Raw genomic sequence first — 12,808 nt, 5'->3', positions numbered from 1 at the left:
TCAGCTTCAGGGACGCAATACGACAGGCGGCTTCCAATCACAACAAAGGGAGTGAGCATCATGAAATCAATTCGCAAATTGGGTTCGCTTGCGATGATCGTCGCGGTTGTCGCGAGTCTTTCGGCCTGCGAGGGGATGACTACGCGGCAACGGGATACGGCAATCGGCGCGGGCGTCGGCGGTGCCGCGGGTGCTGTCATTGGAGGCAGTGCGCTATCCACGCTCGGCGGCGCGGCCGTGGGCGGCGTGATCGGTAACCAGGTCGGCAAGTAAGCTTCACTACTGCTCGGCGTGAATGCGAGCCTGGGCGCAATGCCCGCTCGCTTTCCGCTGACCAGACGTGCGCCGGAAAAGCTTTAAGGCGAGGTGAAATAAGCCGTTACGGTTTTGCGATCCTCCTTGCGCCGCGTGAGCGTAAGCTCGTGCAATGACGTACCGACGAAGGCGTCGGCGCGTCGCTCGCAAGTTGCTTGCACACCGGAGCTCGTCATGAAGTCCCGCCTGATTGACTCTTCTCATCCCGTTCACATGCTGTCGCGGTTGCGCACGCGCCAGCGCATTCCCACCAGCGGTTTCATCAGCTGCTTCCGACTCGCGTTTTGCGGCGCCGCCGGCGCAGTGGTGCTGTCGGGCTGCTATTACCCTTACGGCTACTATCCCGGCTACTACCCGGCGTATTACGCGACGGTCCCAGCCGGCGCGGCACAGCAAGAAATGCCGGTGGGCACGGCAGGCGGCGTAGGCACTGATCCGCAGACCGGGCAGCAAGCGATGCAAGGGCAACAGGGCCAACAAGTCGCGCAGCAGCCAGGCTCGTCGTACCCACCTGCCACCTATGTGGTCGCGCAACCGCCTGTGTACGTCGCGCCGCCTTATCCCGCGTATTATCCGCCGCCGGTTTATCCGCCCTGGTACGGCTACGGCTATCCTGGCTGGTACGGTCCGTCCGTGTCGATCGGCTTCGGCTGGTGGTCGGGCGGACATGGCCATGGGCACGGCTACCATCATTGAACGACTTCAGATTGAGCGAAGTGACCCGTTGCCGGCGCGCGCCGCCGGCATGCGCTTCCGATTGCCCCGTCGGATTGCTCCCGTAGTTTCCCTTCTTGACGTGAGAGCCCCGGGCTCTATGCTTGGTTAAGCCGCACACAGTAACCGTTTAAAAGCGAGCCGACCGGTGCTTTTCTGCGCGGGCGGCGCTCATCCGTCCTGCAGGAGCGACGCGTCCCGTCATTCGCAGTCACGCGTCGATTTCGAACAACAACGAAGGAGACGTGATGTTTCATCAACTACTCACTCCGGTCGGCAATTCCCTGCTTCCGTCGTTCCTCGTCGCGGCATTGCCGATCATCGTCGTGCTGTTGCTGCTCGGCTGGGCGCGCCGGCCTGCGTGGCAGGCGTCGCTCGCGGGGCTGATCGTCGGCCTCGTCGTCGCGATTGCCGTGTGGCGGTTTCCAGTGGGGCTCGCGCTCGACTCCGTCGCGGCTGGCGCCGTGTTCGCGTGCTGGCCAGTCATGTGGATCGTCTTCACCGCGATCCTGCTATACAACATCGCGCAACGCTCCGGGCGCTTCGCGGCCTTTCGCATGTGGATGATCGACAACCTGCCGAACGACCGGCGCGTCGTGCTGGTCGTGGTCGGCTTTTCGTTCGGCGCGTTGCTGGAGGGAATTTCCGGCTTCGGCACGCCGGTCGCGATCACGAGTTCGCTGCTGATCCTGCTCGGTTTTCCGACGCTCGAGGCGCTCACCTTCACGCTGATTTTCAACACGGCGCCCGTGGCATTCGGCGCGCTCGGCGTGCCGATCACGGTGCTCGGCGCGGTTACGCATTTGCCCGCCGATTCGCTCGCAAAAATGGTCGGCCGCCAATTGCCGTTCTTCGCCTTGCTGTTGCCGTTCTACGTGATCGCCGTCTATGCCGGCTTTCGCAACATGGTGCGCGTCTGGCCGGTGCTGCTGGTTTCAGGCGCAAGCTTCGCGCTCACGCAGTTCGTCGCGTCGAACTACGTCAATTACAGCCTGACCGACGTGTTGTCGTCGATGGTGTCGCTCGTCGTTACGATCGCGTTTCTGCGCGTGTGGAAACCGGCCGCCGATCCCGCGTTCGCGGTGAATATCGACCGCGTCGGCGAAGTGCGCGGCAAGATCGGCGGCGGCCAGGGCTGGTATCCGTGGATCATCGTGGCCGTGGTCGTGATCGTCTGGACCGTGGCGAAAATCTTTCTGATCGGCGACGTGAAAGTGCCTTGGCCGGGCCTCGACAAAGCGGTGTTCATCACCTTGTACAACACACCGTACGGCGCGATCTGGGACTTCCAGCCGCTCGCCACCGGCACGGCGATTCTGGTCGCCGCGATCATCACGAGTCTGGTGGTCGGACTCAGCGCGCGTGAATTCGGCGCGGCGATCGCCGACACGTGGGTGCAGACGCGCATCGCGATTCTCACAGTCGCGACTATCGTCGGGCTCGCCTATCTGATGAACTACTCGGGGCTCACGTATACGCTTGGGCTCGGGGTGGCGTCGGTCGGACCGTTCTTTCCGCTGGTCTCGGCGTTCCTCGGCTGGGTCGCGGTGTTCCTCTCCGGCAGCGATACGTCGGGCAATGCGCTGTTCGGCAACCTTCAAGTGGTTGCGGCCAATCAGTTGAACCTGAGCCCGGTTCTAATGGCGGCGACGAACTCATCGGGCGGCGTGATGGGCAAGATGATCTCGCCGCAAAATATCTCGACGGGCGTGGCAACGACGGACCTCAAAGGCAAGGAGGGCGTGGTATTCGCCAAGACGTTCAAGCATTCGATTCTGTTGACCGTGCTTCTCGGCGTTCTGGTCTGGCTACAGCAGAATGTCCTCCAAGGGATGATTCCGCACTGAACCAGCGTTTGCGCAGCGGGTGCGCTGCCTCGGCGCGCTCGCGCTGTCCGGCATGCGGACGGCGGACAAGGTCTTGCGCGCGCCGCGGGGTCACTCAGCCTGCCGATTGACGCACTGCCGCGAAATTTTTCATGACGTCGACTGCGGAACTCTCGCGCAACCGCGACGCCAGCGCCTATCTCTCGCGTTGTGAATCGCAATTTTTCTCACATGAGCGTGAGAATTGCTCGCTTTGCGCGGCTTCGCGCCACGCTTACGATCACGTGTGTCAGACGCCCTCTCCCGAAATTTGCCATTTCATTCCAGGCTGAAACGTTTCGTCCTCTCGCGCTGATACGATGCGCAGGCGTCTCGACTCAACCGCGCGCGACGCCATCACAATGAATGCCAAAAATATCGTCCAGTTGCTGATCCTCGCGGCCCTGTGGGGCGCGTCGTTTCTATTTATTCGCGTCGGCGTGACCGACTTTGGCGTTGCGCCGCTGATGGCGCTGCGCGTCGGCATCGGCGCGGCCTTCCTGATCGCCGTGCTGCTCGCGCGCCGCCCTTTGCAACAATCGGCGACGATTCTGCGCACGCGCGCTTTTCCGCTGCTCGTGGTTGGCATTCTGAATTCGGCGGCGCCCTTTTGTCTCTTCGCCTATGCGGAGTTGACGCTGTCGGCGGGCGTGACGTCGGTGATCAACGCAACGACACCGCTGTGGGGCGGCCTCGTGGCTTTCCTCTGGCTGCGCGACCGGCTGAGCGCGCTGCGCACGCTCGGCCTCGTGATCGGATTCCTGGGCGTGCTGATGCTGGTCTGGGATCAGATGGCCAGCCCGGGCAGCGCGTCGGCGACGCCGCTCACAACCGCGCTCGCCGCTGGCGCGGCACTCGGCGCAACGCTGCTGTACGGCATCGCCGCCAATTACACGAAACGTTACCTGACCGGCGTCGACGCGCTCACAGTGGCCGCCGGCACGATGACGGGTGCAACCATCGTTCTGTTGCCGATCGCGGTGCTCTACTGGCCGAGTGCGCCGATCTCGCTGCACGCGTGGGGGGCAGTGCTCGCGCTCGGCGTGGCGTGCACCGGTATCGCCTACATGCTGTTCTTCCACCTGATCGCGGTGGCCGGACCGGCGCGGGCGATCACGGTCACCTTCGTGATCCCGATCTTCGGCATTCTGTGGGGCGCGCTGTTTCTCGGCGAAGGCGTTTCACCCGGCATGCTCGAAGGGTGCGGTGTGATTCTGGTGGGTACGGCGCTGGCGACGGGCGTCATCAAGCGCTTGCCGTGGATCGGGACCCGTCGCGCGGATACCTGAGAGCCGCGCAACGCGTCGATCGGCGGGAAATCCAGGCGAAGCGTTCACATCAACCCGCCGTTCGAATTCAGCGCATCGGCCACCTCGGGCGGCCGCGCCTGCGCCCGCGTGACGCGTGCGCAGCGCCCGCGGCCGTCGCGACGCCTGCGGATTCAAGGCCGCACCGCACACGAGCGCGAGAACGAGCAAGCTCGCCGCCCACATCCAGTAAGGAATCACGTCGAGCATGGCTGTCTCCCGTTGAGCGCCGGTCCAAACCGGCCCGCTCATCGTGAGCAGGACTTCTGCACGCGGCGCCTCGCGTGACCGCAACGTGGTCGCATCCGTCGCAAAATAAAAAAACCCGCCCGGGAACGATGTCCCAGACGGGTTTCAGACAACTTGCCGCCGGTTGCAGCGGCACGCGTCAGTGCAGTTGATCGGCCATCAGAGTCATGATCTGCGTGGCCTGCGGGCTTTCGTCGACACCACCTTTGTCGTCGACCACGGCGACGCGGGTCTGGTCAGGCGTCAGCGCGCGCACGTTCACGCGATACTGCTTGGCCACTTTTTCCTTCTTGCCGTGGAATACCTGGCTCCAGAAGCCCTGCTCGGCCGACGACATGTCCTTCGGATCGACGTAACGCACGAAGTACAGGCCGCGGCTCAGATCGCGGTCGTCGACGGTGAAATTGCTGCGGTCGAGCGCGAGGCCCACGCGCAGCCATGCACGGTCGTACGGCTCGCCGAGCGTCAGTTCGTTCGACGACAACTGCGCCGATGCGTTCGCCGCGTCCGGATCGCGCACCGGCTGCTGTGCCGAAAGGGCGACATTCTGCGCCGCAGTGGCCGCAGCCGCCGACTTGGCGCCCGACGTAGCCGCGTTAGGCGCCGTCTGCGCGCCGGCCGGCGACAGTTCTGCTGTCTGGCCGCCGCCCGACTTCGCACGCGAATCGGCAAGCGCGAGCGCCGCCATCAAGCGCTTCAGGTATTCCTGCTCGAGGCCCGGGTCGTTCGCCTTCGGCTCCCACGTGCTCGACTCGTTGTTCGTGCCGGTCAGCGCCTCGCGCATGCCCTTCTGGCTGATGAACACGTAAGTGCCGCCGTTCGGCGCCGCTTCGAGGCGCGTGCGGTACTTGTTGCGCTCGGAAGTCACGTAGCTGTTGCCCAGCGCCTTGGACAGCGTGCTGCGGATCAGACCGTCGTTGATCTGCGCGTGCGTTTCGTTCCAGTCGGTTTCCATCACGCCCTTGTCGCGCTGGTCGACCACCAGCAGGAAACCCTGCTCCTGCCAGAACCGGCGGATTTGCGGCCACGCGTCTGCCGGCGCCTTGCCGTCGATCACGAGCCAGCTTTCCGTGCCGTCGCGCTGGATATGCATGTTGCTCACGGGCGGCACGACCGCCAGCGTGTTGGCCGCGGGCGCCTGGGCCTGAACCTGACGCAGCGTGGACAGCGAGGTTTCGCCGCCTTGCGGGGGCAGCGAACGCTGATCGGGCGTCTCGTCGATCATGTTCGGCGGGACGGCGAGTGACACCTGTTTCGATTTGGAGTCGCTCTTGTAGTCGACTTTGGTCGGCGACGACGTGCCGCAGCCGGCGACCAGCCCGCCCGCCATCAGCATTACTGCAAACCGCTTGGTAAGACGAAGATCAGTCATGTTCGGGGAATCCTTCCGCTACGCCACGGCAAGTTTCCGTGGATCAACCCGATATTTTACCGATCCCGGCGAGCCCTGTGCAAAAACCGGGGTTTGCCCCGCCCGACGGACTCACCGCATGCATCATATTTAACGTTCGGCAAACATTCCGAATGGCCTGTCAGGTGCATGCGACGCGTCTGTCAGAACATTGTTTTCAAAGACTCTTTGCAGGCTCGACGCCCGTCACTTTTGCGATAACACAGGGCCGCGAAACGGGCGCCAGGCTTCGTCAGGAAGCGCGAGTGATATCTTCAAATCGACTTCGCGAGAAGAACAAACGCGCCACGCCACGGAGACTGTCATGCCCCAAGCCCATTTCTTTCGCGTCATTACCGCGTCAGCGATTGCCGTCGCGACGCTGTGCGTCAGTGCCCATGCTTGCGCTCAGCTGGGCGGTGTGATGCCGCTGCAGCCGACGGGCCACGCCGCGGCGCCGCAAAGCTTGCTGAACGGCGCGCTGCGCCTGCGCACATCGACCGATGCGGGCAACACCGCCATCAACGAATACGCGACGAGCACCGGCGAAATCGTCGCCTATACGTGGCAGGGCCCGACGATGCCCGATCTCGTCGCCCTGCTCGGCAATTACGCCGGCTCTTACCGGGCGGGCGCTGCGGCCGCGGTCGACGGCAATCTGCACGCGTCGCGCGTCGCGCGGCCGGACGTGATCGTGGAATCGGGCGGACCCATGCGCGGCTATGCGGGCCGCGCATGGCTGCCGGGCGCGTTGCCGCCGGGCGTCACCGCCGACGACCTCCGCTGACGCTGGTCTAGACGCTTCCGGATGGACCGAGCGCTTGTTTCGGTGCCGCGCCCAGTTCGAAGACCATCGGACAACCCGTTCGGCGTCAGCAGACGAACCGGGCAACGCGTGGTCAGCCGCGCAAATCCTGTTGCTGCGCTGGTGCCGGACTTCAACCCGATTGCGGCAAGCCACGCCCAGAAGCGCCTCAACTATTCGCCTCAGCGCGCCCGCACCACCAGGCGCCCGGAACAACAACCAAAACGACTGCCGACCCACGTTGACGCCATGAAGCTCAATTTCTCACTCCCTGTCCTGCTGCTCGTCTGCGCGGCTCTTTCTGCATGTGGCGGCGGCAGCGGTGGCGGCCAGGCCGCGACCACCCCGGCGAGCAGTTCAGGGGCGGCGAGCGCGCCTCTCGCGTCGGCGCCGACTGCCGCCTCGAGCCCGAGCGGCACGGCCGTCGCACAGTCGAACACGCCCAACGTGCAACCGATCGTCGTGACGGCTGCGCCGCGCCTCACGCGCAACATGCTGACCACGAGCGTCACGATCTGTCAGCCGGGTACGGACAACTGCGCGACCATCGACAACATTCAGGTGGACACCGGCTCGCACGGTCTGCGCATTCTTGCCTCGGCCATACCGGCTGGCTTGCCGCTTGCCGCGATAACGTCGGGCGCCGGGATATCGGGCGAATGCGCGGTATTCGGCGGCGGCTACGCGTGGGGCGCGGTGCGCAGCGCGGACGTGCGCATGGCCGGACAACTGGCCGCGTCGATCGCGATTCAACTGATTGCCGACCCTGCGGTGCCGACGGTTCCTGCGGACTGCGCCGGCTCCGGTCCGTCGATGCTCACGCTCGACACGCTGCGTGCCAACGGCATTCTCGGCGTCGGCGCGTTCGCGGCCGACTGCGGCAGCGCCTGCGCGACAGCGGCGCTGCCACGCTGGTATTACGGCTGCGACGCGGGCGGCGCCTGCGTGCCGGCAGCGCAGCCTCTCGCACAGCAGGTGGTCAATCCGGTCAGCCGCTTCGCCCTCGACAACAACGGCGTGGTGATCGATCTTCCCGCGGTCCCCGACAGCGGCGCGCTCACCGTTTCCGGGTCGATGATCTTCGGCATCGGCACTCAGGCAAACAACACGCTCGGCAGCGCGCGGGTCTTGAAGGGCAATCCGCAGACCGGCTACGTGACGACCACGCAAGGCGCTCAAACGTACACGCAAAGTTATCTCGACACCGGCTCGAACGGCCTCTTCTATCGCGACACGCAACTGCCCACATGCGGCTACTGGTATTGCCCGAGTTCGACGCAGTCGGCGACGGCGACAATCACCGGTACGGACGGCACCGCGAACGCGGTCACGTTTTCGGTCGGCGACTCGCGGGTTCTGTTTGCATCGGCGAACAACGCCTTCAACAACATGGCGGGCATAGCAAGCAGCGGCTTCGGCTGGGGCCTGCCGTTCTTTTTCGGGCGCCGTGTGTACACCGCGATTGCATCGCGCGCGACGTCGGCGGGGCCCGGACCTTACTACGCCTTCTGAGTGGGAGGCCTCATTTACCGTGCTGAAAATTCGCAAATTCGTGGATCGAGCGAATTCGATATCGGCTGGCTGCGATAATCGTCGTTCGCGGCTAACGCATCTGGAAAATCGTTAGTCATGCATAACTACCCGCGCCCTCCTGATGGAAGAAGCCACCTTTTCGCTCGACGAATTCGAGCAGCTCGTCTACACACGGCAGCATATCCGTGCGTCGATCCAGCTTCTCTCGGCATTCGCACTGCTGCAGCACAAACGCGGTCTGCTGGACGAGAGCTTTCTTGCGTCGGGCATGAGCGGCCTTGCGCCTGCCGAGCAACGCACGCGCTTCTGTACGCGACTCGCTAGCGCGGCCTCCACGCTCTTTGCCGATCCTGAGTTCCAGCTGCCCGGTGAATGTTTCAGGCTCTTTCTGACGCTGCATGAATGGGTGGGTTTGTTGTTCTCGGTTACGCCGTTTGGCAATGCGGACCATGTCGCTTGCCAACTGAATCCGCGCGGCGCGCACGATAGGCAGTTTCTTGCAGGCGACCGTTTCGTCGAGAAGCTTTGCGTGCTGTATTCAACCGGCTCTGAAATGGAGCTGGACTTCGTCGCGCTGTGGGTGTACGACAAGGTGCTTGCGGCCTCCCTCGCACTCGTCCTGCTGGCGCCGGTTTTCAAGGGTTCGCCGAGCGCGCACCTCAAGCGCGAGGCACTGATCGAGTGGCTTCCCGGCAAACTGCAGCAGATCGGCGACCTCGACGATCTGCCCACCGCTTTGCTGCACAACGCCTACATGTTTTGCAGCTACGCAGAAACGCCGCGCCGTCATGAGATCAAGCGTGACATTAATGTGCTCGTGCGCCGCAAGCTCACGCAACTCGGTTTGACCGACCTGCCGGCGCCACCGTGCAAGGCGAACGCGGCGAACCCCAAGACGCCGAAGAACGCGAAGCGCCGCAAAAAGCCGTTGATGATGGTCGTGCTCGAGTGGTTCGGCGGTGCGCATTCTATTTACCGCACGCACTCGCGCACTATCGAGGCAGCGCGCAAGCATTTCGAGGTGGTGGGTTTCGGCTTCGGCTATGCAATCGACGATATCGGGCGAGCGGTCTTCGACCGTTTTATCGAACTGAAAGATCCGGAGTACATCGGGGAATGTCTGCGGACCATTCGCGACTTTGCGGAGCGCGAAAAGCCCGACGTGCTGTATATGCCGAGCGTCGGCATGTTCGTGATGACGGTATTCATGTCGAATCTGCGCGTCGCGCCATTACAGATCGCGGGCCTCGGGCACCCGGCCACCACGCACTCGGACAAGATCGACTACGTGAGCGTCGAGGAAGACTACGTCGGCGATCCTGGATGTTTCAGCGAACGCCTGATGAAGCTGCCGAAAGACGGCCAGCCGTATCGACCTTCGGTTGCGTTGCCGGAGATCTCCGCGCGCATTCCGCCTGAGCGCGAAACGCTAGAAGTGGTCATTACCGCTAGCGCGATGAAGCTCAACCCCGGTTTTCTCGCTGCGTGTCGCGAGATCGGTGCGCGGGCCGCGACGCCCGTCGAGTTCCACTTCATGAGCGGCGTGCCGGCCGGCCTCGCGCTCGACCAGATGCGCGAGGTCATCGGACGCGCGGTACAGGGCGCGGTCGTGCACGAGTTTTGTCAGTATGCGGGCTACCTGGAGCGCGTCAATCGCTCCGATCTCTTTCTAAGTCCGTTTCCGTTCGGCAATACGAACGGGATCGTCGACGCGCTCACGCTCGGTTTGCCGGGCGTGTGCAAGCGCGGGCCTGAGGTATTCGAACGGATAGACGGCGCGCTATTCGAGCGCGTGGGTATGCCGCCGTGGACAACGGCGGACAACGTCGAGGGGTATATCGCGGCAGCGGTGTGAATGATCGACGGACACGACGAACGCACGGCATTGCGGCAGCGGCTGATCGACACGCGCGCAGTTGAGCGCTGCTTTGAAGGCCGGCCTGAGGCGTTTGCCGAAAGCGCGCTAGCGTTGATGCTGGAGAGCAGATAGGCAGCGCAATGTCAGGCGGTGAATGGACAGTCACCTCGATAACGGACCGGCCGCTCGGGAGCTTACTCGTCCGCTTCGCTCGCTTCCGGGTCGGAGGGCGCCGCCAGCTTTGCCGGCGCTAGCCAGCTAAACGTGTCCAGCGTGGGGCCATGGAACGTGCATTCAGCGGCCGCGGCCAGAATCAGCTTCTTCGGTTTAGTCGGCTTCCGTGAGAGCGCATCAGCCTCCGACGCGGTGACCGACGAAGCCGCCTGCGAAACAGACGAAGCCGCTCCCACACCCGAGGCCGCCACTCTGCGTCCTGCCCGAGCGCCCGACGCTGCTCGCGCTGATGCGGCCGCTACTTCAGACGCCGTCATCACATGTTCAATGGACCCTTCCACCACGACGCGTGAGCCGTCGATTCCAGCGCCCGTATGGCCGATCTTAAGCGTATCGGACGATTTTTCTGCCAGCTTGCTTCGCATTAACTGCTCGCACGCGTCCGAGTTCTTGTAGACAGCCGTGCAGGCCGCGAGGAGTGCTGCGGCGGTCGCAGCGCACGCGATAGTGACAATCCGAATCTTCATTGATGTTCCGTTTTTCAAGCCGTCGGGAATTGTAGCCTGGCACTGCGCGCAAGCGCCCCGCTTGACGCCGTCCCAATAATATGTTCCTATTGCGCACTATGTACCGCGCCCAGACCACCCTATCGCTACTACTAGCCCGCTCTACCGGGCTAGGTCTGCTGCTGCGCGCTTCCATCTGAAACATCCGAAGCACCGCATAATTCCCCAGTAACTGACCCAGCCCCGGTTTCCGACCGGCGGCGCTGCTTTGTGTTCTTGTCGTCCGGTCGACTACCAGCCAGTCGAACCCACGGACGATGAAAATGTTGAAGAACCCTGCTACCAAGTACCGCTCCTTCAAGCCCATCAATTTGACGGACCGCCAGTGGCCGTCGCGCACGATCACGCGCGCGCCGATCTGGATGAGCACGGACCTGCGCGACGGCAACCAGGCTCTGTTCGAGCCGATGAACGCAGAGCGCAAGATGCGCATGTTCAAGACGCTTGTGCAGATCGGTTTCAAGGAGATCGAAGTCGCGTTTCCGTCGGCATCGCAGACCGATTTCAACTTCGTGCGAGAGTTGATCGAAGGCGGCCACATTCCCGACGACGTAACGATCGAAGTGTTGACGCAAGCCCGCGACGATCTGATCGAGCGTACGTTCGAATCTTTGCGTGGCGCGCCGCGCGCGATCGTCCATCTGTACAACGCAACCGCGCCGGAATTCCGCAAGATCGTGTTCGGGCTCGACCAGAACGGCGTCAAGGAACTCGCGCAAAAAGCCGCGCGCACGATGAAGCGTCTCGCCGATGCCGCGCCGGAAACGCATTTCACACTGCAATACAGCCCTGAAGTGTTCAGCGGCACCGAACTCGAATTCGCGAAGGAAGTTTGCGACGCGGTGTTCGACATCTGGCAACCCACGCCCGAACACAAGGCCATCGTCAATTTGCCGGCAACGGTCGAAATGGCCACGCCGAACGTCTACGCCGACCAGATCGAATGGATGCACCGCAACCTCGCGCGCCGCGATTCGTTGATCGTGTCGGTGCACCCGCATAACGATCGCGGCACCGCCGTGGCCGCAGCGGAACTCGCGGTGATGGCGGGCGCGGACCGTATCGAAGGGTGCCTGTTCGGCAACGGCGAGCGCACCGGCAACGTGGACCTCGTCACGCTCGCACTCAATTTGTACACGCAGGGCATCGATCCTGGACTCGACTTCTCGAACATCAACGAAATCGCGCGCACGGCCGAGGAATGCACGCAGTTGCCCGTACATCCGCGTCATCCGTATGTGGGCGATCTGGTGTTCACCGCATTCTCCGGCTCGCATCAGGATGCGATCAAAAAAGGTTTCGCTGCGCAGAAACCCGACGCGATCTGGGAAGTGCCGTACATGCCGATCGATCCGAACGACCTTGGCCGCACCTACGATTCCGTGATCCGTGTGAACAGCCAGTCTGGCAAGGGCGGCATCGCGTACCTGCTCGAGCAGAGCTACGGCGTCGTGTTGCCGCGCCGCTTGCAGGTGGATTTCAGTTCGGCCGTGCAGCGTTTTACCGACGACAGCGGACAGGAAGTCACGCCGTCGCAGATCTGGGAACTGTTCCAGCAAGAGTACGTGCAGAATACCGCGCCGGTGCACTACATCGGCCACAGCCTGTCCGAGCAGGACGGACGCGAGCGCATCAAGCTGACTGTCGATATCAATGGCACCCGGCGCGTGTTGAACGGCGAAGGCAACGGTCCGCTCGACGCACTGATGCACGCGATGGGTGTGCCCGTGCGCATCCAGCACTATGAGGAGCGCGCGTTGACACAAGGCGCCGATGCCCGCGCGGTCGCCGTCGCCGAAATGGCCGGTGCGGACGTGACCGGCAGTGCGTTTGGCGTGGGTATCGACGCCAATCTGGTGACTGCGTCCATTCGAGCGGTGATCAGCGGCGTGAACCGCGCATATGCTCGCGTCAGTGAAGAGGCGAAGGCAAGGTTCTTCGAAACGGCGCTGGACAACGAAGCAGAGCCCGTAGAAGCGTAAGACACCAATAAAGTGCCTTTAATGGCCTGATATGGAAAAGGGGCGCAGTT

At 63.2% G+C, this 12,808-nt stretch carries 9 protein-coding genes and 1 pseudogene; 8 read left to right on the top strand and 2 right to left on the bottom strand.

Annotated features, from left to right (window positions below):
• The first annotated feature begins 60 nt into the window (after positions 1 to 60).
• From OH764_RS04815 to OH764_RS04800, 4 genes are all read left to right on the top strand, one after another.
• Complete coding sequence (locus OH764_RS04815) at positions 61 to 273, top strand: YMGG-like glycine zipper-containing protein (RefSeq protein ID WP_392392368.1); 213 nt, start codon at positions 61 to 63, stop codon at positions 271 to 273.
• A 216-nt stretch (positions 274 to 489) separates the two neighbouring features.
• Positions 490 to 1,011, top strand: a complete 522-nt coding sequence (locus OH764_RS04810) for a hypothetical protein (RefSeq protein WP_498848217.1) — start codon at positions 490 to 492, stop codon at positions 1,009 to 1,011.
• 266 nt (positions 1,012 to 1,277) lie between these two features.
• Entirely contained in the window at positions 1,278 to 2,876 is a 1,599-nt protein-coding gene (locus tag OH764_RS04805) for an L-lactate permease (protein WP_498848216.1), read from the top strand.
• Positions 2,877 to 3,256: 380 nt separating this feature from the next.
• Positions 3,257 to 4,183, top strand: coding sequence for a DMT family transporter (locus OH764_RS04800; RefSeq protein WP_498848215.1), 927 nt, complete (start codon positions 3,257 to 3,259; stop codon positions 4,181 to 4,183).
• 406 nt (positions 4,184 to 4,589) lie between these two features.
• Here OH764_RS04800 and bamC read toward each other — a convergent pair whose 3' ends face one another.
• On the bottom strand, positions 4,590 to 5,822 hold the full coding sequence (bamC, locus tag OH764_RS04795) for an NlpB/DapX family lipoprotein (RefSeq protein WP_498848214.1): 1,233 nt from the start codon (positions 5,820 to 5,822) through the stop codon (positions 4,590 to 4,592).
• A gap of 343 nt (positions 5,823 to 6,165) precedes the next feature.
• Here bamC and OH764_RS04790 point away from each other — a divergent pair, with 343 nt between their 5' ends.
• The 3 genes and pseudogenes from OH764_RS04790 (at position 6,166) to OH764_RS04780 (ending at position 10,168) form a co-directional block, all read left to right on the top strand.
• Complete coding sequence (locus OH764_RS04790) at positions 6,166 to 6,627, top strand: DUF2844 domain-containing protein (RefSeq protein WP_498848213.1); 462 nt, start codon at positions 6,166 to 6,168, stop codon at positions 6,625 to 6,627.
• Between the two features lie 267 nt (positions 6,628 to 6,894).
• Positions 6,895 to 8,157, top strand: coding sequence for a DUF3443 domain-containing protein (locus OH764_RS04785; protein ID WP_498848212.1), 1,263 nt, complete (start codon positions 6,895 to 6,897; stop codon positions 8,155 to 8,157).
• Positions 8,158 to 8,299: 142 nt separating this feature from the next.
• Positions 8,300 to 10,168 (top strand): annotated as a pseudogene (locus OH764_RS04780) (glycosyl transferase family 1).
• Between the two features lie 62 nt (positions 10,169 to 10,230).
• On the opposite strand, the gene OH764_RS04775 reads toward OH764_RS04780, so the two are convergent.
• Positions 10,231 to 10,737, bottom strand: a complete 507-nt coding sequence (locus tag OH764_RS04775; RefSeq protein WP_498848211.1) for a hypothetical protein — start codon at positions 10,735 to 10,737, stop codon at positions 10,231 to 10,233.
• A 302-nt stretch (positions 10,738 to 11,039) separates the two neighbouring features.
• Here OH764_RS04775 and leuA point away from each other — a divergent pair, with 302 nt between their 5' ends.
• A complete protein-coding gene (gene leuA, locus OH764_RS04770) occupies positions 11,040 to 12,758 on the top strand; it encodes a 2-isopropylmalate synthase (RefSeq protein ID WP_498848210.1) in 1,719 nt (572 codons plus the stop codon).
• Positions 12,759 to 12,808 lie beyond the last annotated feature (50 nt).

This window comes from Burkholderia sp. M6-3 (assembly GCF_050858985.1).
GTDB lineage: Bacteria > Pseudomonadota > Gammaproteobacteria > Burkholderiales > Burkholderiaceae > Paraburkholderia > Paraburkholderia caledonica.
The sequence above is the reverse complement of the archived record's forward strand: the minus strand, read 5'-3'. Positions and strand labels throughout refer to the sequence as shown.